The organism is Teichococcus globiformis, from assembly GCF_042646265.1.
Taxonomy (GTDB): domain Bacteria; phylum Pseudomonadota; class Alphaproteobacteria; order Acetobacterales; family Acetobacteraceae; genus Pseudoroseomonas; species Pseudoroseomonas globiformis.
In genome coordinates this window covers 475,865-496,733 of record NZ_JBHRTN010000018.1, presented here as the reverse complement: position 1 = coordinate 496,733, position 20,869 = coordinate 475,865, and the positions used below count along the sequence as shown (strand labels likewise).

Here is a 20,869-nt window from a genome sequence, read left to right as displayed (position 1 = left end):
CGTGCAGCAGTGCCGGAATGGCTGGGTTGGCCCGGCCGCACCGGCCGTAAGGCGCCGTTCACGAGCTGCGGGTGATCAGCCGGACCACCGGTGTGCCGGACCCCACCTGTGGCAGGGAGCGGCGCGGCTCGGCGCCGTCCCCCGCGGTGCGGCCAGGCGGCAACGGGAGTGGCTCCGATGCCGGCGTGCGCGGATGCTCGGCCAGGATCGCTTCCGGCGCCGGCACCTCGCCATTCATGCCCAGCGCCTTGGCGGCCGCGGGCTCGGCGGAGGCCGCCGCCAGGGCGGCCTGCGTGCGGTTGGTGGCGCCGAGCTTGCGCATGATCTGCCGCACATGGACCTTCACGGTGGACTCGCGCATGCCGAGAAGACGGGCAATCGCCTTGTTGGTCAGCCCGGCGGCAAGGTGCTCCATCACCACGCCCTGCCGGCCCGTGAGGTCGCTCCGCCCGGTGCGGATGGGGGCCTCGACCGGCCGTCGGGCGGAAGCCTCCTGGCCCTGGCGCTGTTCTGAGCGGCCGAACAGCGCCGTTGGCGGGAAAAAGGAGCCTCCGCCCATGATGAAGGCGAAGGTGCGCAACGCCACCTCGGGCTCGGTTGTGGTAGGTACGAAGCCGCGTGCCTTGGCGCGGTAGGCCGCCACCACCTCCGAAGCATCTTCCAGATCGGACACCACCACCAAGGGCGTCTGCGGCACGGCTTCCATGATGGCCGCGAGCCAGGCTGAGGCCGTGGGGTCCTGGAGGGATGTCGCGCCCAGGCTCAGGATGGCGAGGCGATAGGCCGCGCCAGGGTTGGACAAGCCGGCGATGGCATCGGGCTCGGCTGCCTCGATGCGCAGGCCGTTGGCTTCGGCCCAGCCGGAAAGCAGGCCGACCCACCCTGTCCGGCGCAGCGGCCGGGGATCCACCAGCACGACGGCAGCGTTCTGCTGCTCAGCCAAAGCCTGCTGCACGTTCCACCCTCAATGATGCTGCCGCCTGGCAAGGCTTTCGCAAGGGAGTGCCACGGCCGAAGGGTCGCGGCCCTGCCTGACGGTCGAGAAAGACTATGCGCGTGTCACGGGATGGCGAGAACGGGCGCAGAAGGATAACCAACCCGACCAGTATCACTGCAGTGGATCGCCCATTCGGAGATATGCAGGTCGGGTTGCAGGTACATAATGGCGCAACCGGCGGGCTCTCCGGAGTTACACCCGAAGTGGTAGGGCGGCTTCGGCCGCCGCCAACTCCCCCACCGGCAGAAGGCTGGCCATGGCGGCCACGGCGGCGGCTTGGCCGGAGCTCATGTCCGGCGCGGTCAGCGCCTGCAGCGCGGCCTGAGTGCGATTGGAAACCCCGAGCTTGCGCATGATCTGACGCACATGGACTTTCACCGTGGACTCGCACATCTGCAGCTCCCGCCCGATCAACTTGTTCGAATAGCCCCGCCGCAGCTGTTCCAGCACCTCGCGCTGCCTCAGGGTGAAGGTGCTTTCATCCACCGGATCGATTTGAGCCATGATGGGTTCGCAATCCCGTGCGGCAGGCGTGGCGCAATCCAGCAGCACCTCAGGCGGGAAAAACACGCCGCCACCGATGATGAACTCAAGGGCACGAACGGTTTCCTGGGGTGACATGGTGGTGGTGATGAAGCCCCGTGCCCCGGCGGCGAAGCAGGCGGCTACCTCTTCCGCCCCGCAGTGATCGGCGATCACCGCCATGGGCGGCGGGTTCGGGTCGGCGGGCATCTGCGGCAACTCCGGCGAAACGCCGGCTAAGCCACCAAGATCGACAAGAATCACCGATACGGGCGGCGCGGGGAGGCCGCCTTGCTCCTGCTCTACCACAGTGCAGCTCTGGCCCTCGGCTTGGGCACTGTTCTCAAGGAAGCTTTTGAAGATTGCCCGTCTGAGGGGGAAACGATCCAGCAGGAGGACATGCCATCCTGACTGGTCCGGTTGATCCAGCATCGTCATCTTTGCCTCCCATGACCCGCCGCGTCGTAGGGCGTCGGGCTGATGGGCCGGGCGTGTTGCCGGCCTGTAGAGAGTTTTCTCTCCGCGGGGCAGACGGGACCATAAATCGGCCCTGTTCGCAAATCGTAACGATAGAGTTTTCTTCAAATTGATTTTAACAACGGCATGGCTCTTGATTGATGAGCCACGGCGCATCCCATGATGCGTGTGTTCGACTGAAGGACAGATATGTTTGTTTTGCCCCGTAGATCACTCCAGGCCGGAATGGTTACGGATCTTTCATCTTTAATTTCTGCTATCGCAGGAGAGAAGCTCCGAATACATCTTCCACCAGCAGGATTGTTATTGTTCAGCTTGTGATGGATCAGGTCGGGCTTTCTTCGCTCAACGGGAAGTCCGTCCGGCTCTCTGGCACACCAGGCGAGGCTTGGCCGCGTTTCGCCGCAGCACCATCATCGGCCGCAGGCCAGGAGCGCACAGATCGCCTAGCGCCTGGGATGGCAGGGGCACTGGCCCGCCATTCGTCCAGGCCCTGCCCAGTCGGGCCAGCGCTACACGGCGACCATATGCCAGCCCGCGATCGGCCTCCCCGGAATGGTAGCGGCCAATGGCCGTGCCCCAGTCGCCCCATTGCACGTGCAGGCTGTGCAGAAAGCGGGCCGCGTAGCGCAGATTGGCGGCAGGATCGAACGCTTCCTCCAGCGACGCGAAGGCCTCCGGGTGGTGCAGCAGGTTGATCTGCATGCAACCCACATCGATGGATCGCCGACCTTCCGCCTGCAACGCCCGGACCATGGCCACGGCGTCGGCCTTGCTGTTGGCGTAGTGGCTGTCTCCTCCCGCATTCACGGACCATGGCCAGGGGGAGGGGGCACCTTTGGGACCGGCCCGTCCCGTCTCCACCAGCGCAATGGCGCCGAGCAACCCCGGGGGCAGCCCGGAGCCCGGTTCGGTCGCGCCGATGGCCCGGCGACAGGCGCCCCAATCCGCCGCGACCGCATCCAGGGCTTCCCGTTCGGCCGGCGCCGCGGCTGCAAGCGGAAGAATCAGCGCGGCGGCGAGAAGGCTCCGGCAGAAGGGCTTCATGGGATCCGGTTCGTGCAAGGCGGCTGTGACAGCGTGTTCAGAAAGCGGAGTGAGGCCGCAGGGCCACACCGCACAAGATCCTGCCGCATCCCAGGGTGGGGCCGAAAGGCCTCCGCCTCGCTGCAGGCCGAGGCTCCTCCCTTTCCGTGCACGGAGTCGGTGGTCGTGCAATGCCACTGCAAGCCCAATTGTGGTGGGCGCAGGCAATTTCCACATACCATATCTGGATGAAACAGGTGTTGAAGCCAGCGGCCGCAGAGTGCAAACCTGCCGCCGTTCACCCGCCTCTTCAGGGAATTTCGCCTTGCTCGATTCCGTTCAGCTCGACGCCGATATCCAGCTTGCCGGCCACGGCCAGGTGCGCGTGGACCGCACGCGGGATGCGCTGCTGACCGATTTCGGCAAGGCCACGCTGGACGACCGCTACCTGATGCCAGGCGAGTCCTACCAAGACCTGTTCGCCCGCGTGGCCAGTGCCTACGGCGATGACGCGGCGCATGCCCAGCGCATCTACGACTACATCTCCAAGCTCTGGTTCATGCCGGCGACGCCGGTGCTGTCCAATGGCGGCACCACGCGGGGCCTGCCGATCTCCTGCTTCCTGAACGAGGCGAATGACAGCCTGGACGGCATCGTGGGGCTGTGGAACGAGAATGTCTGGCTGGCCTCCAAGGGCGGCGGGATCGGCTCCTACTGGGGCAATCTGCGTTCGATCGGCGAAAAGGTCGGGCAGAACGGCAAGACCAGCGGCATCATCCCCTTCATCCGGGTGATGGACAGCCTGACGCTGGCGATCTCCCAGGGTTCGCTGCGGCGCGGCTCGGCGGCGGTGTACCTGCCGGTCTCCCACCCGGAGATCGAGGAGTTCATCGACATGCGCCGCCCTACCGGCGGCGACCCAAACCGCAAGGCGCTGAACCTGCACCACGGCATCCTGATTCCGGATGCCTTCATGCGCGCGGTGGAAGCGGACGAGGAATGGGCGTTGTGCTCGCCGAAGGACGGCGCGGTGGTGCGGAAGGTGTCGGCCCGGTCCCTGTGGATCCGCATCCTGATGGCCCGGATCGAGACCGGCGAGCCTTACATTATCAATTCTGACCATGTGAACCGCGCCCAGCCGGAGCACCAGAAGCTGGCTGGGCTGGAGGTGAAGACCTCCAACCTTTGCTCCGAGATCACGTTGCCCACCGGCCGCGACCAGCACGGGCAGGAACGGACGGCGGTGTGCTGCCTGTCCTCGCTGAACCTCGAGACCTGGTTCGAGTGGAAGGACGAGGCGAAGTTCATCCCCGACGTGATGCGGTTCCTCGACAATGTGCTGCAGGACTTCATCGACAAGGCGCCGGACTCGATGGCGCGCGCCAAGTACAGCGCCATGCGCGAGCGATCGGTGGGCCTCGGCGTGATGGGCTTCCACTCCTTCCTGCAGTCGCAGAACGTGCCGTTCGAGAGCGTCATCGCCAAGGTGTGGAACAAGAAGATGTTCCGCCACATTCGCGAGCAGGCCGACGCCGCATCCCGCATGTTGGCCGATGAGCGCGGCCCATGCCCTGATGCCGCCGAGTACGGCTTCAACGAGCGCTTCTCCAACAAGATGGCGATCGCGCCCACCGCCTCGATCTCGATCATCTGCGGCGGCGCCTCGCCAGGCATCGAGCCGATCGCCGCCAACGTCTACAACCATAAGACGCTGTCGGGCTCCTTCATCGTGCGCAACCCGTACCTCAAGAAGCTGCTGGCCCGGCATGGCCGCGACGATGACGAGACCTGGACCAACATCACCGTCACCAAGGGCAGCGTCCAGCACCTCGATTTCCTGGACGAGCAGGAAAAGGCCGTCTTCAAGACCGCCTTCGAGCTGGACCAGCGCTGGGTGGTTGAGCACGCGGCTGACCGCACGCCGTTCATCTGCCAGTCGCAATCGGTGAACCTGTTCCTGCCGGCCGACGTGCACAAGCGCGACCTGCACCAGATCCACTACCAGGCGTGGAAGAAGGGCGTGAAGTCGCTCTATTACTGCCGCTCGCTCTCCATCCAGCGCGCCGACACGATCAGCGAGAAGGTAGGGACGCAGCCGGCGCTGGGCTTCGCCGCGGCCAACAGCGTGGCCGCCGTGCTGCCCGATGCACCCTCGTTGATGACAGAGGCCGTGTCCGGGGGCGGGACAAACTACGAGGAATGTCTCGCCTGTCAGTAAGCCTTCGATGAGGTCTTTAGCGGCCTCTTCCAACGCCGTTGTGCCGGAGACAGGGCGCGGCCCTCCCCAACGCTCCCGGCACGACATGCGACTTCCCGCACACGGGCGGGCCAGATATCGGATCGGCTGGAACAGGCAGAGACCTTCCTGGCATCCGGCACTCTGACGGCCGCGCCGGAGGCTCCCCATATCGCAGGCAACCGCATCCCGATGGGAGCCTTGCCATGGCACAGTTGCGCCAGCTGCATCTTGGGGCCTTTCTGCGCCCCACCACCATTCACACTGGCGCTTGGCGCTACCCCGGCGCTTTTCCCGACGCGAATTTCAACTTCGCCCACCTGAAGCGCTTCGCACAGACGCTGGAGCGGGGACGCTTCGACGCCTTCTTCATGGCCGACCACCTGGCCGTGCTGAACATGCCGGTGGAGGCGCTGAAGCGTAGCCACACCGCGACCTCCTTCGACCCGCTGACTCTGCTGCCGGCTCTGGCCACGGCGACGGAGCGGCTGGGGCTGATCGCCACCGCCTCCACCACGTTTGAGCAGCCCTATCTGGTCGCACGACGGTTCGCGTCGCTGGACCACCTGAGTGGGGGACGGGCCGGCTGGAACATCGTCACCACCTCCAACCCCGATGCCGCGCTGAATTTCGGGCTGGAAGAACACATGGAGCATGACGAACGCTATCGGCGTGGACGCGAGTTCTTCGATGTGGTCACGGGACTTTGGGATAGCTGGGCCGACGACGCGTTTCTGCGCGACACGCAGAGCGGCGTCTTCTTCGATCCCGACAAGCTGCATGTGCTGAACCACAAGGGGCCCTATTTCTCGGTGCGCGGCCCGTTGAACATCGCGCGTCCCATCCAGGGCTGGCCGGTGATCGTGCAGGCCGGTGCGTCCGAGGCCGGCCGCCAGCTGGCGGCCGAAACCGCCGAGGTGATCTTCGGCGCCACCTCCAGCATCGAGGAGGGGCGCCGCTTCTATGCCGACATCAAGGCGCGCATGGCGAAGCTCGGCCGCGCGCCGGATTCGCTGAAAATCCTGCCCGGCGCCTTTGTTGTGATTGGCCGAACGGAAGAAGAGGCGCAGGAGAAGCGTGCCCGCCTCGACAGCCTCGTGCATGCCGAGAGTGGCATCGCCTCACTCTCCATCGCGCTCGGCCATGACGCCTCGCTCTTCGACCCGGACGCACCGCTGCCCGAGATCCCGCAGACGAACGACAGCCAGAGCGGACGGGAGCGCGTTCTGCGCTTGGCGGCGCGGGAAGGGCTGACGGTCCGGCAACTCGCGCAGCGCCTGGGCGGCTATGCGGGTCTTGCCATGGTCGGCACGCCGCGCGCGATTGCCGACCAGATGGAGGAATGGCTGACCACGGAGGCGAGCGACGGCTTCAACGTCATGTTCTCGCACGTGCCGGACGGCATCGACGAGTTCGTGGATCTGGTGGTGCCGGAGCTGCAACGGCGGGGTATTTTCCGCCGTGACTACGCCGGCAGCACGCTGCGCGACCATCTGGGCTTGAAGCGACCGGAGAACCGCTTCTTCCGCGATGCCGTCACGGCTTGATCCCCTGGCCGGCAGGCGGTGCTGCCGCCGAGGCGAACAGAAGCCGTGACGCACGGATAGGGCGGTCCGGCAGCCGGATGCCCTTCCGGGTTTGATCAGGCGACGGTCAGGCCGACCGCCACATTGTTGCGGGTAGCATTGGAATACGGGCAGATCTGGTGCGCCTTCTCCACCAGGGCTTCCGCCTGCGAGCGCTCCAGCCCGGGAAGAGTGATGGTCAGGTCGGCAGTGATGCCGAACCCACCCTCCGAGCGGGGGCCGATGCCGACCTTGGCGGTGACCGTTGCATCGTTCGGCACCCGCAGCTTCTCCTGCGCCGCGGCTGCCTTCATGGCGCCGAGGAAGCAGGCCGCGTAGCCGGCGGCGAAAAGCTGCTCCGGGTTGTTGCCGCTGCCTCCGGCCCCGCCCAGTTCCTTGGGGGTGGACAGCTTCACGTCCAGCGCGCCGTCATGGGTGCGGGCAGCGCCTTCGCGGCCGCCGGTGGCGGTAGCCTCGGTGGTGTATTTCACGTCCACAGGCATCGGTGTTTCTCCTTGATGCGCCCACAGCATCGGATGAGCGTGTGCGATTAAATGGCGCACAATGGAATTGGACGCAAGAAGAATGTTCGGCTAGTTGCGGCTCGGGCCAAGGCCCGCATCTGGAGGCCCCATGACCCCAACACCATCCTGCACGCCCCTCGAAGACAATCTCTGCTTTGCCGTGTACGCCGCCAATCATGCTTTTACGGCTGCCTACAAGCCGTTGCTGGAACCGCTGGGCCTGACCTATCCGCAATATCTTGTGCTGCTGATCCTGTGGGAGCGGGACGCCCAGAGCCTGAAGGAGATCGGCGCAAGGCTGCATCTGGATTCTGGTACACTGACACCGTTGCTCAAACGGATGGAAGGCGCCGGACTGCTGAACCGCATGCGCGATCCCGGGGATGAGCGGCAGATCCGCCTGCGTCTCACTCCCCAAGGCCAGGCGCTGCAAGTCCGCGCGGCTGGGGTGCGGCAGGCGCTGGGCTGCGCGCTGGGAGAGGCCGAGGATGCAGTGGCCGCGCTGCGCGACCAGCTCGCGGCGGTGGCCGGGCGCTTGCGAGCGTCGTGTCAGCCACTCAGCCCAGATCCGTTTCTCAAGCGTGGGCCACCCTCAGCCGCAAAGGCAGCGAGCTCCTGATCTGGAGGGTAAAGTGGCAGTCTGCAGGGCGCCTCCGGAGCAGGCTTCGGCCGGCTATGGGCCTCCCTTCCGGATGCGCCAGCGCCGGCTTCGCGGAAGCCGTCAGAGCGTTGCTCAGCTGGCCGAGGCGGTGGCGGATTAGAGGCGATTATCCTGGACGCCACCTTCCCGTACGAGCACCTGATAGTCCGGGTGCCCTGCCGGGGCGCCGGCCACCGGGTCGCCATCCATGGGCCGCCGGCTTATAACCGCGGCGAGGCGCTGCCTCGCCGGAGTCGCCCGCGGAGACTTTGTTCACGGGGCAGGCCATGGCGACGCGGCTTCCCCGATCCTGAACGGCACTGGCCGGCTTCGTCCGCGAAGACGGAGCCGCCGCCCCCGACCACCGGAGTTCACCCACGATGTCCGACGCGCCCGAGAAGATGGACCTGCTGACGGCCAACCCCGTCTACAAGCCCTTCCGCTACCCTTGGGCCTATGACGCCTGGCTGACCCAGCAGCGGGTCCACTGGCTGCCGGAAGAAGTGCCGATGGCCGACGACGTAAAGGACTGGCAGAAGAACCTGACCGAGGTGGAGCGCAACCTCGTCACCCAGATCTTCCGCTTCTTCACCCAGGCGGATGTCGAGGTGAACGGCGCGTACATGAAGTACTACAGCCAGGTCTTCAAGCCGACCGAAGTGCTGATGATGCTGTCGTCCTTCTCGAACATCGAGACGATTCACATCGCGGCCTATTCGCACCTGCTCGACACCATCGGCATGCCGGAAACCGAGTACCAGGCCTTCCTCAAATACAAGGAGATGAAGGACAAGTACGATTACATGCAGACCTTCTCGGTCGAGAACAAGACCGAGATCGCCAAGACGCTTGCCGCCTTCGGCGCCTTCACGGAGGGCCTGCAGCTCTTCGCCTCCTTCGCCATCCTGTTGAACTTCCCACGCTTCAACAAGATGAAGGGCATGGGGCAGATCGTGACCTGGTCGGTGCGCGACGAAACGCTGCACTGCCTCTCCGTGATCCGGCTGTTCCGCACCTTCATCCAGGAAAATCCCGAGATCTGGACCGAGCAGTTCCGGCAGGACCTGACCGGGATCTGCACCACCATCGTCGAGCACGAGGACGCCTTTATCGACCTCGCCTTCGAGCTAGGCGGGGTGCAGGGCATGACGCCGGAGGACATCAAGCAGTACATCCGCTTCATCGCCGACCGCCGGCTGCAGCAACTGGGCCTGGATGCCCATTACGGCATTGAGAAGAACCCGCTGCCCTGGCTGGACGAGATCCTGAATGCTGTGGAGCACATGAATTTCTTCGAGGGTCGGGCGACAGAGTATTCCAAAGCCAGCACCCAGGGCAGCTGGGAGGAAGCCTTCGCCGACGGGGTGTTCGCCGAGAAGCAGCCCGAAGGGCAGATCCTGCCGCGCTAAGGCTGGCCGTGGCCCTCCCCGCCTTCCTGGCGGGCAGGGTGCGGGCTATGAAGCGGATCATGCAGCGCGCGATCCGTATCACCGTTCTTCTTCTTATTCTGGGCCTCGGCAGCCTATGGGGCGCCGCCTGGTTCGGGCGGCAACCGGGCGAGCCTCTGGGCGGCGCCTTTATGCGCAACATCGCCTGGCTTACTGGGCAGCAGGTCCCTCAGCCCGGTATCCCGGGTACCGTGCTGCCGGAAGGCATGACGCTGGGCGGCCCCTTCGCTCTGGTGGATCAGCAGGGGCGCAATGTTACGCAGGCGAATTATGCCAGCACGCTGATGGTGGCCTATTTCGGCTTCACCTACTGCCCCGACATCTGCCCGACCGAACTGGGCAACATCGCCGCCGCGATGGACTTGCTGAATGAGCAGGAGGCGGCGCGGGTGACTCCCGCGCTCTTCTCGGTGGACCCCGAGCGCGACACGCCCGATCAGTTGCGCGCCTATGTTACCAATTTCCACCCGCGGATGGTGGGGCTGACCGGTACGCCCGAGCAGGTCGCCGAGACGGCCCGGCGTTTCCGCGTCTACTATGCCAAGGTGCAGCGCCCAGAGATGAGCGAGTACCTCGTCGACCACACGTCCTACATCTATCTGATCGGCCGAGGCGGGGCTGTACGCACCTTGCTGCGCCCTCAATCGGCACCGGAGGCGATCGCGGCAGCGATCCGGGCCCAACTCTCGCAATCTTGACGGGAGTCTGGACAGAGATACTGCGCTTCTGGGATTAAGCCGTTACCTACTGTCGCGGATCGCGCGATCCTGTGAGCGAGGGGCCTGCGGCCGAAAGCCGAGTCGCGGCCTTTTGGCCACTGGCCAGGAACACGAACAAGGAGCAATCGCCCCATGGCGGAAGACTGGTCAGATGACCGATCGACACGGGAAGCGACCGGGCGGGGGCCGGCCGCGACGCCGCGCCATACGCGCCGGCTATCGGATAAGATCCTGATCGCCTTCCACCAAGCCTGCGACCAGAATGATTTCGAGGTGGCGGAGGAGCTGCTCCGCATCCTGGAGAAGATGCTGACGCGGCGCCCCGTGCAGGCCGACAACAACCGCCGCAAGAACATGGAAAGCCTGGTCGCGGCGCATGAGCGGCTCTGGTTGCTGCGCCATCCGGACAGCGACGAAACCAACGAATTCGTGGCGTAGAATAGGTTCGGGGTCGTGTCGACGAGCTTCATTACGCCGGCGATCTGCCTGTGAAATGAGCGGACGTTGACCACGCATTGCGGGCGTGATTTGCTTGATGCCTGTGAAGAAAAGGGACGCCGCAATGAGCATCCAGCTGGGGCAGATCGCGCCCGATTTCACGGCTGAGACCACCGCCGGGCCCATCCATTTTCATGAATGGGCCGGCTCCTCCTGGGTTGTGTTCTTCAGCCATCCCAAGGACTACACCCCGGTCTGCACCACAGAACTGGGTGAGGCGGCGCGGTTGAAGCCTGAGTTCGAACGTCGCAACGCCAAAATTATCGGTCTTTCGGTCGACACGCTCGAACGCCATGCGGGCTGGGATGCGGACATCGCCGAAACCCAGGGTCAGGCCGTGAACTTCCCGATGATTGCCGATTCCGACCGCAAGGTCTCGGAAGCCTACGGCATGATCCATCCGGAGGCGGACCCCTCCGTCACGGTGCGCACCGTCTTCGTGATCGATCCGCAGAAGAAGGTGCGGCTCTCGCTCACCTACCCGCCTTCCACCGGACGCAACTTTGCCGAGGTGCTGCGGGTTCTCGACAGCCTGCAGCTGACCGATAAGCACAAGGTGGCGACACCAGTGAACTGGCAGCCCGGCGACAAGGCCATCATCGTGCCCAGCCTGGACGATGCCGCCGCCAAGGAACGCTTCCCGCAGGGATGGGACGCGCAGAAGCCCTATCTCCGCTGGGTGGATGTGAAGGGATCCTGATGGAGACTCCGCTGATTGCCGACGGGTTCTGGGGGGCGGTGGGCAACACCCCTCTTGTCCGGTTGAGGCGCGCTTCCGAACTGACCGGCTGCACCATCCTCGGCAAGGCGGAGTTCATGAATCCCGGTGGCTCGGTCAAGGACCGGGCGGCGCTGGGCATCCTTCAGGATGCGGTGGAGCGCGGCGTGCTCACCCCTGGCCAGCCCGGCGTGGTGGTGGAAGGCACGGCAGGCAACACCGGCATTGGGCTGGCGCTGGCCGCCAGCGCCCGTGGCTGGAAGAGCGTCATCGTCGTGCCCGAGACGCAGAGCCGTGAGAAGCTCGACTTCCTGCGCATGATCGGCGCCGACCTGCGGCTGGTGCCGGCCAAGCCCTATGCCGATCCGGGCAATTACGTGCATGTTTCCCGCCGGTTGGCAGAGGAGATGATGGCCAGGAACGGGCACACCGTCTGGGCCAACCAGTTCGACAACCTGGCCAATGCGCGTGCCCATGAGGCAACGACCGGCCCGGAGATCTGGGCCCAGACCGGTGGCCGGATCGATGCCTTCACCTGTTCCTGCGGCACCGGCGGCACGCTCGCCGGGGTGGCGAGGGCGCTGAAGGCGAAGAACAGCGGCATCCGCATCGTTCTGGCTGACCCGGAAGGCAGCGCGCTCGCTCCATGGGTGCAACGCGGAGAGGTCAAGGCGACGCCCGGTTCCTCGGTCACCGAGGGTATCGGCCAGGCGGCGCGCGTTCCCGCCAATCTGGAAGGCGCTCCGATCGACGGTGCCGAAACCATCCCTGACGCGGAGGCGCTGGAGCAGGTCTTTTCCCTGCTGATCGAGGAAGGGCTTTCGGTCGGCGGTAGCGCCGGGCTGAACGTCGCCGCGGCGATCCGCGTCGCCAAGGCACTGGGCCCGGGCCACACGGTCGCGACCATTCTGTGCGACGGCGGCGCGCGTTACCAGTCAAAGCTCTTCAACCCGGACTTCCTGCGCGAGAAGAAGCTGCCCCTGCCGCACTGGCTCGGCTGACAGGAGGCTGAGGGGATTGCCCCCTCACTCCCGGCCTGCCGGCAAACAGCGCTTCCTGCCTTGGTTTCAGGCGGCCTGCCCGCAGCGCCTGCGTCCGCAATCGCATTTACGGCTCCGCTCCCCCTTGGCCGCGGCGCCTTTTGCGGCCACCCTTCGCCCCGTCTTGATCTATGGGGGGAGGCCCGATGAACGGCGCCGAGAGTTTGGTCCACAGCCTGCTGAAATCCGGTGTGGACACCTGCTTCGCCAATCCCGGCACGAGCGAGATGCATTTCGTCGCAGCGCTGGACCGGATTCCCGGCATGCGCTGCGTGCTGGGCCTGCAGGAGAACATCGTCACCGGCATGGCCGATGGCTATTGGCGCATGGCGGAAAAGCCGGCCGCGACGCTGCTGCATTGCGGCCCCGGCCTGGCCAACGGCTTGGCCAACCTGCACAACGGGCGCCGCGCCCGCAGCGGCATCGTCAATGTGGTGGGCGACCAGGCAACCTATCATCGCCCCTTCGACGCGCAGCTCACCGCCGATACCGAGGGCTGGGCGCGCGGCGTTTCGGCCTGGGTGCGCACCTCGACCAAGGCCGCGCAGGTGGGGGCCGACGCGGCGGTTGCCGTTCAGGCCGCACGCACCGCGCCCGGCGGCATCGCCACACTGATCCTGCCCGCCGACACCGCCTGGAACGAGGGCGCGGAGCCGTCCGAGGCTCTGCCGGTGCCGGCCACCCCGGCGCCCGACCCCCTGGCGGTGCGCAATGCCGCGCGGGTGCTGCGCGAGAAGCGCAACGTGCTGATCCTGCTGGGGGGCAAGGCGTTGCGGGCCGAGCCGCAGATCCTGGCCTATCGGATCGCCGCCGCCGCCAAGGGCGCCCGTGTCCTGGGCGAGCAATCCAATGCCCGCGTCGAGCGCGGCCGCGGCCGCCCGCAGCTGGAGCGCGTGCCCTATCCGGTGGATGTGGCGATCGAGGCGCTGAAGGATGTCGAGCACCTGATCCTGGTGAACAGCAAGGCGCCGGTTGGTTTCTTCGCCTATCCGGGCAAGCCCAGCATCCACTACCCCGAGACGGCCGAGGTGCATGTGCTGGCCCGCTACGAGGAGGACGGGCTGGCCGCGCTGCGCGCCCTCGTCGATGAACTCGGCGCGGCAGAGGCGCCGGTGCGCGATCCTGGTCCGCGCCCTGAGGTCGCGCGCGGTGCGCCGACGCCGGAGGGTCTGGCCCGCACCCTGGCGGCGCTGATGCCAGAAGGCGCGATCATCGCCGATGAAAGCGTCTCCTTCGGGCGCGGCTTCTACCCTGAGACGCATGGGGCGCCACCGCATGACTGGCTGCAGATCACCGGCGGCGCCATTGGCTGCGGCATGCCGCTGGCGACCGGCGCCGCCGTGGGCGCAGGCGGCAAGCGGCGGGTCGTCAACCTGCAGGCCGACGGCTCCGGCATGTACACGCTGCAGGCGCTCTGGACCCAGGCGCGGGAAAGGCTGCCCGTCACCACGGTGGTGCTGTCCAACCGGCAATACGCCATTCTGCTCGGCGAATACCGCAACGTCGGCGCCAATCCGGGACCGACGGCGATGAGCATGCTCGATCTCGGCAACCCGGATCTCGATTGGCTGAAGCTGGCCAACGGCATGGGCGTGGAGGCGGCGCGCGCCACCACGCTGGAGCAGTGCGGCGACCTCATGGCGCAATCCTTCGCCTCCGATTCGCCCTTCGTGATCGAGCTTGTGATCTGAGGCGTGGGAAGGGGGCCCGGCCCCCTTCCGCTGCCATGCTTTGGCCTCTCCCTCCACCGCTCCCGTTTGCTCTACGCTCGTCATGCCTTCAGGAAGAATCAAAGCCATGCCCTACATGATCCAGGCGACCGACAAGCCCGGCACCACCGCATTGCGGCAATCCACCCGCCCGGCGCATCTCAAGTTCCTGGCCGACAACGCGGCCAAGCTGCTGGCCTGCGGCGCTCTGCTGGACGATGCCACGGGCGAGGGCATCGGCAGCCTCTACATCGTGGATACCGAGGACCGCGCCGAGGCCGAGGCCTTTATCGCGGCCGATCCGTTCAGCGGCGCCGGGCTGTTCGGCGAAACGCGGGTGATGCGCTGGCGCAAGGCCTATCTGGACGGCAAGAGCTTCCTGCCGCCGGCGCCCTGAGCCAGCGACCGCCCCATCACCATAACCGGTCCCAGACGGGCAGGCCGATCAGGCCGGCCAGCCCGATCAACCCCAGGCAGGCGCGGCGGAACTGCGCCTCGCTGGCCAGTGGGAACAGGCGGGCGCCGAGCCAAAGCCCGGTGGCATAGGCCGGTGCAACGGTCAGGGCGATGCCCAGCAGCGCGGTGTCCAGCAGCCCGGCTGCCAGATAAGCGAAGAAGCTGATCAGCCCGCTGGCGGCAAAGAACAGCACGATGTTGGCACGCACCCGCTCCGCCGGAATCGCACCGCCCAGCCAGTAGGCGACAACGGGCGGGCCGCCCATCTGCGCCGTGCCCGAGAACAGGCCGGACAGGGCGCCCACCGACACCGAGATCCAGGGGCGCTCGGCGCCCCTGTAGCGCCAGCCTGAAGCCAGCAGCACCAGCATCGCGAGAACAAGCGTGCACATGGCCCAGCGCAGGGCGGCGGGGTCGCCGCGCGTCAGTACCCAGGTGCCGAGCGGCGCGCCGAGCAGGGCGCCCGCCACCAGGGTGCCGATCTCGCGCAGTCCCGCCCGGCCCAGGCGCGCCCATGCGCGGGGAACCATCGGCACTGCCAGCACATTGTCCACCAGCATCAGCAGCGGTGCCGCCACGGTGGGACCAAGCGAGGCGCTAGCCACGGGAATAAAGATCAGCGCTCCGCCAAATCCGGAAAAGCCCCGCGCCAGCCCGGCCACCAGGGCCGTGACCAGGGTCACGGCCAGGCCGGCGCCTTCCGGCATCAGCCGCGTCGGCGCTTACGGGCCGGTGCGGGGAACAGCTCGGGCTCGGCCGGAATCGCCGCTGCCTCGATGGGCGGGCGCTCTGCGGCCTTGCCTGCCGCCTTTTCCGCGCGCGGCTTGACCGCGCGCGTCCGGGATGCAGGCTTCGCCGGGCCCACGCTTTCCTCCACCACCAGGCGGGCCAACGGCTTCTTGCGCGGGGCCTGCTGACCGGCCATGGCATCGAGGGCTGCGGCGATGTCCTCCACCAGATCCTCCACATCCTCGAGCCCGACCGAGAGCCGCACCGCGCCATCCGAAATGCCGAGCCTGGCGCGTTCCTCGGCGGCGACGCGCATATGGGTGGTGGTCGCCGGGTGAGTGATCATGCTTTTCGAATCACCCAGGTTGTTGGAGATGTCCACGATGCGCAGCGCGTCCAGGAACCGGAAGGCCGCGGCCTTGCCGCCCTTCAACGAAAAGGACACCAGCGTGCCGCCGGCCGACATCTGCTTCTTCGCGAGCTCGTATTGCGGATGGCTGGCCGAATACGGGTAGCAGACCTGCTCCACCTCCGCCCGTTCCTCCAGCATGGCGGCAATGGCTCCCGCCGAGCGGCACATGGCCGGCACGCGCAGATGCAGCGTTTCCAGCCCCTTCAGGATCACCCAGGCATTGAAGGGCGAGATGGCCGGGCCGGTGTTGCGGATAAAGGGTTGCAGCACCTCCTCCACCCACTTCTTCGGCCCCAGCACGGCTCCGCCGAGAACGCGGCCCTGGCCGTCGAAATGCTTGGTGGCGGAGTAGACGACGATGTCTGCGCCGAACTTCATGGGTTTCTGCAGCAGCGGCGTCGCGAACACATTGTCCACCACCACCAGCGCGCCCGCCTTGTGCGCGAGGTCGCAGACGGCGCGCAGATCCACCAGCTCCAGCATCGGGTTCGATGGCGTTTCCAGCAGCACCATCTGGCAAGGACGCTTGAAGGCGGCCTCCCATTGAGCAAGGTCTGTGCCGTCCACGAACTCGGTCTGGATGCCGTAGCGGGGCAGCAGGTTCGCGACGATCCAGTAACACGAGCCGAACAGAGCACGGGACGCCACGACCCGGTCGCCGGACTTCAGGTGCGCCAGCATGGCCGAGGATACGGCGGCCATGCCGGTGGCGGTCGCGCGGCAGGCTTCGGCGCCTTCCAGCGCGGCAAGGCGCGCTTCCAGCATCTGGACCGTCGGGTTGCCGAAGCGGGAATACTGGTAGTGCTCCACTTCGCCGGTGAAGGTCTGCTCGGCCTGCAGCGCGCTGTCATAGACGAAGCCCGAGGTCAGAAAGAGCGCCTCGCCCGTCTCGTCCATGTTGGTCCGCATCTGCCCGCCGCGCACCAGTTGCGTCGCGGGCCGGAGGGGGCGGGAGGAGGGGGGCTTGGCCATCGTCAGACGACTCTCGGGCTTGTGGTTCGCACAAACCGGCCCGGTCGGGCGGAATCCCATAGGCTCCGCCACGGCCGTTTAGCGCGTTTGTTTAAGCTCGCCGCAAGCTGGCCGGTCAAATCGCGAGCGCCCCGGTGCAAACGGATGTCGACGGGACGCGCCGACCTTACGCCCGGCTTGCTCCCCGCACAAGGCCGGGCTAGAACCGATCCAGATGCGGGCGTAGTTCAGAGGTAGAACGTCAGCTTCCCAAGCTGAATGTCGTGGGTTCAATTCCCATCGCCCGCTCCACCGCTCCCCTAGAATCCAGTGAGCCTCGGGTCAGGCAAGATGCCCGAAGCCATGCTCCGCCGTCCGCGGCACCTTGTGCCCGCTCGGCACTCCCAGCGGCTGTGTCTTGAAAGCCACAGTGCTTCGCACACGCATTTGGGAGGAGCAACCAGGGGCCTTCAACAACCATTTGGCGGTGCATACCTGAAAGCAATACCGCCTAAGGCTACCGAGGACTCTGCCATGCGTTTCTCCCGTTCGCTGCTTGCCGCGACTTTTCTGACCATCCCTGGACTGGCCCTTGCGCAAGGGTCGCCCTGGTACTCGCCGACCTCCTACATCCCCAACCCTGCCGCCGAGCCGGTGAATGGCGTCTATCTGAGCGCCGGCGCTGGCTGGAACCATTCCGACGCGCGCGGCCTGACGGCTCAGGGCGGCAACGACGCCTACTTCGCCGGGACCTCGGGCAACAACCAGGGCAACACCGGCTTTGAGGAAGGCTTCATTGGCTCGCTCGCCGTCGGCTACGGCTTCGGCAACGGCCTGCGCACCGAGATCGAAGGCAGCTACCGCTACAACAACCTGGATCGTCTGGGCGGATTCCAGAACCGCGCCGGCGGCGCGCCGGGCGTGGCCTTCCGCGACATCGACGGCGAGATGCAGCAGTACGGCGTTTTCGCGAACGTTTATTACGACTTCCAGCTGCCGCAGTGGTTCCCCAACATGCCGGTTGCGGTGGTGCCGTATGTTGGTGGCGGCGTCGGCTACATGTGGACGGACCTGAACGCGCGCGGCACCCGCCTGCCGGCCGGCGCCAACACGGTGCAGATCGACGATACCACCGGCCAGTTCGCCTATCAGGGCATGGCCGGCGTGGCCTTCCCGATCACCGCCGTGCCGGGCCTCGCCGTGACGGCCGAGTATCGCTACACGGGCACGCTGCAGTCGAAGTTCGACGGCACGGTGCGGAACCCCGCTGGCGGCATCGTGTCCGGCGGTTCCTACGAGGTTGACCAGGCGCACAACCACTCTGCGATGATCGGCGTGCGCTACGCCTTCAACCAGGCTCCGCCGCCGGTGCCGGTCGCGGTTGCCCCGGCTCCGGCCGCGGCTCCGGCTCCCGCCCGCACCTACCTGGTGTTCTTTGACTTCGACCGTGCCGACCTGACGGACCGTGCCCGCCAGATCATCTCCGAAGCTGCGCAGAACTCCGGCCGCGTGCAGGCGACCCGCATCGAAGTGGCCGGCCACGCCGATCGCGCCGGCTCGCCGCAGTACAACCAGCGCCTGTCGCAGCGCCGCGCCGAGGCCGTCGCTGCCGAGCTGGTTCGCCTGGGCGTTTCCCGTTCGGCGATCTCGGTGGAAGCGTTCGGTGAGAGCCGTCCGCTGGTGCAGACCGCCGATGGCGTACGCGAGCCGCAGAACCGCCGCGTCGAGATCGTGCTGCGCTAAGCAGCCGGCGTCGATCCGGAACCAGGGCGGGGTGGCCAAGCGGCCACCCCGCCTTTTTTGTTCCAGCCTGCCTGGGGGGGCGGGATGGCCACTGACACCTTTCCTGCGGAAGCATCCCGGTGCTGTTGCAGCACGAGGATCAAGGCACCGGCCGCACTGCGTCGCCGATCTGTGACTGTCGGGCTGCTGTTACCCTAGGCCGCGAGATGTGCGTCCGGGTCTCCTGCACCGGCGGTCCCTCAACGCGGGGCAGCCAGCTCCAGCGCCTGCAGCAACCCTCCCTCGGTCAGCACCTGGGGCAGCACCTTGGCGTCCCCGCCACCCGCCGGATACAGCAGGTAGAGCGGCACGCCTTCCCGCCCATGGGCCCGAAGCACGGCCGCGATTTCCGGGCCGCCATCGGTCCAGTCGCCTTCCAGCAAGGCGATGCGGCGCTCCGAGAAGGCCTCGCGCACGGAGGCGCGGCTCAGCGCCACCCGCTCATTGACCTTGCAGGTGATGCACCAGGCTGCGGTCATGTTCACGAAGACGGGGCGACCCTGTTGCCGCAAATCGGCCAGCCGCCCGTCAGACCACGGCTCGGCTCCCGCCAGCGTCAGGGCGGTGTCGCGCGCGGGGACGGCGCTACCGACCAGGGAGGGCAGCATGGCCAGGGCCGCCAGTGCCGCCATGCCGGCAACTCCGCCGGCGAGCCAGCGACCGCCCAGCCGCCGCGCCCGCTGCGCCGCGCCCAGTGCCCAGGCACCGAAGCCCAACGCCAGCGCGCCCGCCAGGGCCGCGGCCAGCCCGGTGGCGCTGACTTGCTGTGCCAGCACCCAGAGCAGCCAGAGGGCGGCGCCATACATGGGGAAGGCCAGGATCTGCCGCAGCGTTTCCATCCAGCCTCCGGGGCGCGGCAGCACGCGCGCCAGGCCGGGCCATAATCCCAGCAGGGCATAAGGCGCCGCCATGCCAGCCCCCAGCGCAACAAACACACCGAGCGCCTCCAGGGATGGCAGCACCATGGCCGAACCGATCGCCGCCGCCATGAAGGGAGCGGTGCAGGGCGTTGCCACCAGAACCGCCAATGCGCCGGTGGCCAAGCTGCCGAAATGCCCCCCCTGCGCCGCCAGCTCCGATCCCGTACCCGTCGGTGCACCGACGCGGAACACGCCGGAAAGGTTCAGCCCGATCGCCAGCATCAGCCAGCTCATGCCCGCCACAAAAACGGGCGAGGTGAACTGGAAACCCCAGCCCACGGCCATGCCCGCCATGCGCAGCCCCACCATGGCACCGCCCAGTGCGAGGAAGGAGATCACCACGCCCAACGTGTAGCTGGCGGCGTGGCCACGCAGCACGGCGCGCTCGGCGCCTCCCAGCCGAGCCAGGGCCATGGCCTTCATCGCCAGGATGGGAAACACGCAGGGCATCAGGTTCAGCACCAGCCCGCCCAGCGCCGCGAGCAGCAGCGCCTTCCACAAGGGCATCGCCTCGGCATCGCTCGGCAGCGGCGGCGGAACCTGGCCCGGCACTGGCGCGATCTGGTAGGCGCTGCGGTTGCCGGCTCCATCGGTCAGCAGCAGCACCCCGGGGGCAGGGCCCTCAGGCATGGGCAGGGCGGGACGCCGCAGGGTAAGGCGCAGCGAGCCCTCCTGCACCTGGGGAGCCTGAGGTGCGGCATGGTCGATCAGTGCCGGGTTCTCGGGCAGGAACTGGGCTTCCTGCAGGGTGGTGAGGGAGAAGTCGGGGCTGTCCAGCCGCAGCGCCCCCTGGTCACCCTCGAAGCCGAGGCGTGCCTCCCAGGGCGCGGAACGGGGCATTGCGGCATCGGCCTCTGCAAAGGCGGCGGCTTGGGCGGGATCTGGCCGCGCCGCCGCCTCCACCGGGATGTCGAGCCGGAACCGACCTTCCTCCGGAACGCAGATATCCTTGCAGATCAGCCAGGTGGCATGGGCTTCGAGGCGAAGCGTGTCGCCAGGCCGCAATCCCTCGGGCGGCGTTACCGAGAGTGGCAGCAGCACCGCATCCTCGTAGCCGTAATTGATCAGCGGTCCGAAGGGGATGGCGCGTGGCGCCGGCCACTGGAACTCTCCAGCCTGAAGACCGGCCGGCGCGGTGAAGCGCAGCTCCGGTGGAGCCCCGGCATCCCCCGGATTGCGCCAGTAGGTGTGCCAATCCTGCGCCAGCACCTGTTTCAGCCCCAGCCGAAAGGGCTGGCCGGGCGCGACGGCCGCGCTCTCCGCCACCAGGGACATGGTGGCGCGCTCCGTGCGCGCAGGCGCGCTCTCCAGCGCAAAGGCCGGCAGGGCCGGGCTTAATAGGCCCAGCGCGACCAGGATCGATGCCTGGATGGCCGAAATGAGGCGCGGCATGTTCCGGATGAAGCCGATCCGCGCCGCCAGGGAAAGGCCCTGCTGGTGACGAAGCGTTGCAGGACCGTGGCTCGATACCACCTGTGGCCGAATTGCCCTATTGGGCAC

At 67.0% G+C, this 20,869-nt stretch carries 17 protein-coding genes, 1 tRNA gene, 1 pseudogene and 1 riboswitch; of the genes and pseudogenes, 12 read left to right on the top strand and 7 right to left on the bottom strand.

Going from position 1 to position 20,869, the window contains the following annotated elements:
* Positions 1–58 precede the first annotated feature (58 nt).
* The 3 genes from ACFOD4_RS16605 to ACFOD4_RS16595 form a co-directional block, all read right to left on the bottom strand.
* Positions 59–955: a response regulator transcription factor gene (locus ACFOD4_RS16605; protein ID WP_379598186.1), complete on the bottom strand. Its 897-nt coding sequence runs from the start codon at positions 953–955 to the stop codon at positions 59–61.
* A 234-nt stretch (positions 956–1,189) separates the two neighbouring features.
* Entirely contained in the window at positions 1,190–1,957 is a 768-nt protein-coding gene (locus tag ACFOD4_RS16600; RefSeq protein ID WP_379598184.1) for a response regulator transcription factor, read from the bottom strand.
* Positions 1,958–2,341: 384 nt separating this feature from the next.
* A complete protein-coding gene (locus ACFOD4_RS16595; RefSeq protein ID WP_379598182.1) occupies positions 2,342–3,043 on the bottom strand; it encodes a lytic transglycosylase domain-containing protein in 702 nt (233 codons plus the stop codon).
* 304 nt (positions 3,044–3,347) lie between these two features.
* Here ACFOD4_RS16595 and ACFOD4_RS16590 point away from each other — a divergent pair, with 304 nt between their 5' ends.
* Together ACFOD4_RS16590 and ACFOD4_RS16585 are read left to right on the top strand one after the other, a co-directional pair.
* Positions 3,348–5,240: a ribonucleoside-diphosphate reductase subunit alpha gene (locus ACFOD4_RS16590; protein ID WP_379598180.1), complete on the top strand. Its 1,893-nt coding sequence runs from the start codon at positions 3,348–3,350 to the stop codon at positions 5,238–5,240.
* 224 nt (positions 5,241–5,464) lie between these two features.
* Positions 5,465–6,805 (top strand): LLM class flavin-dependent oxidoreductase, encoded by a 1,341-nt coding sequence (locus ACFOD4_RS16585; RefSeq protein ID WP_379598178.1) that lies wholly within the window; start codon positions 5,465–5,467, stop codon positions 6,803–6,805.
* A gap of 95 nt (positions 6,806–6,900) precedes the next feature.
* Here the strand turns inward: ACFOD4_RS16585 and ACFOD4_RS16580 are convergent, their stop codons facing one another.
* Positions 6,901–7,326, bottom strand: coding sequence for an organic hydroperoxide resistance protein (locus tag ACFOD4_RS16580; protein WP_379598176.1), 426 nt, complete (start codon positions 7,324–7,326; stop codon positions 6,901–6,903).
* Positions 7,327–7,456: 130 nt separating this feature from the next.
* On the opposite strand from ACFOD4_RS16580, the gene ACFOD4_RS16575 reads away from it, so the two are divergent.
* The 8 genes from ACFOD4_RS16575 to ACFOD4_RS16540 all read left to right on the top strand — a co-directional run bounded on the left by ACFOD4_RS16575 (position 7,457) and on the right by ACFOD4_RS16540 (position 14,516).
* On the top strand, positions 7,457–7,966 hold the full coding sequence (locus ACFOD4_RS16575) for a MarR family winged helix-turn-helix transcriptional regulator (RefSeq protein WP_379598175.1): 510 nt from the start codon (positions 7,457–7,459) through the stop codon (positions 7,964–7,966).
* A 401-nt stretch (positions 7,967–8,367) separates the two neighbouring features.
* Positions 8,368–9,396: a ribonucleotide-diphosphate reductase subunit beta gene (locus ACFOD4_RS16570; RefSeq protein WP_379598173.1), complete on the top strand. Its 1,029-nt coding sequence runs from the start codon at positions 8,368–8,370 to the stop codon at positions 9,394–9,396.
* A 59-nt stretch (positions 9,397–9,455) separates the two neighbouring features.
* Complete coding sequence (locus ACFOD4_RS16565; protein ID WP_379598172.1) at positions 9,456–10,133, top strand: SCO family protein; 678 nt, start codon at positions 9,456–9,458, stop codon at positions 10,131–10,133.
* Positions 10,134–10,286: 153 nt separating this feature from the next.
* Positions 10,287–10,592 carry a hypothetical protein gene (locus ACFOD4_RS16560; protein WP_379598171.1) on the top strand — a complete coding sequence of 102 codons (306 nt, stop codon included), beginning with the start codon at positions 10,287–10,289 and terminating at the stop codon, positions 10,590–10,592.
* A gap of 124 nt (positions 10,593–10,716) precedes the next feature.
* Complete coding sequence (locus ACFOD4_RS16555) at positions 10,717–11,352, top strand: peroxiredoxin (protein WP_379598169.1); 636 nt, start codon at positions 10,717–10,719, stop codon at positions 11,350–11,352.
* The gene (locus tag ACFOD4_RS16550; RefSeq protein WP_379598167.1) at positions 11,352–12,371 is read left to right on the top strand and encodes a cysteine synthase A; all 1,020 of its coding nucleotides are present in this window, start codon (positions 11,352–11,354) and stop codon (positions 12,369–12,371) included. Before ACFOD4_RS16555 ends, ACFOD4_RS16550 begins: the two co-directional genes overlap by 1 nt.
* A gap of 185 nt (positions 12,372–12,556) precedes the next feature.
* A complete protein-coding gene (locus tag ACFOD4_RS16545) occupies positions 12,557–14,101 on the top strand; it encodes an acetolactate synthase large subunit (RefSeq protein WP_379598165.1) in 1,545 nt (514 codons plus the stop codon).
* Between the two features lie 106 nt (positions 14,102–14,207).
* Entirely contained in the window at positions 14,208–14,516 is a 309-nt protein-coding gene (locus ACFOD4_RS16540; RefSeq protein WP_379598163.1) for a YciI family protein, read from the top strand.
* Between the two features lie 16 nt (positions 14,517–14,532).
* On the opposite strand, the gene ACFOD4_RS16535 is transcribed toward ACFOD4_RS16540, so the two are convergent.
* Both ACFOD4_RS16535 and metZ read right to left on the bottom strand, forming a co-directional pair.
* Positions 14,533–15,282 (bottom strand): sulfite exporter TauE/SafE family protein, encoded by a 750-nt coding sequence (locus ACFOD4_RS16535; protein ID WP_379598161.1) that lies wholly within the window; start codon positions 15,280–15,282, stop codon positions 14,533–14,535.
* A gap of 215 nt (positions 15,283–15,497) precedes the next feature.
* Positions 15,498–16,688: pseudogene (gene metZ / locus ACFOD4_RS16530) on the bottom strand (O-succinylhomoserine sulfhydrylase); the annotation flags it as partial.
* Positions 16,689–16,746: 58 nt separating this feature from the next.
* A riboswitch (SAM riboswitch) is annotated at positions 16,747–16,825 on the bottom strand.
* Between the two features lie 79 nt (positions 16,826–16,904).
* On the opposite strand from metZ, the gene ACFOD4_RS16525 reads away from it, so the two are divergent.
* Both ACFOD4_RS16525 and ACFOD4_RS16520 read left to right on the top strand, forming a co-directional pair.
* A tRNA-Gly gene (locus tag ACFOD4_RS16525) sits at positions 16,905–16,979 on the top strand.
* 222 nt (positions 16,980–17,201) lie between these two features.
* A complete protein-coding gene (locus tag ACFOD4_RS16520) occupies positions 17,202–18,410 on the top strand; it encodes an OmpA family protein (RefSeq protein WP_379598160.1) in 1,209 nt (402 codons plus the stop codon).
* A gap of 239 nt (positions 18,411–18,649) precedes the next feature.
* On the opposite strand, the gene ACFOD4_RS16515 is transcribed toward ACFOD4_RS16520, so the two are convergent.
* A complete protein-coding gene (locus tag ACFOD4_RS16515; protein WP_379598158.1) occupies positions 18,650–20,869 on the bottom strand; it encodes a protein-disulfide reductase DsbD family protein in 2,220 nt (739 codons plus the stop codon).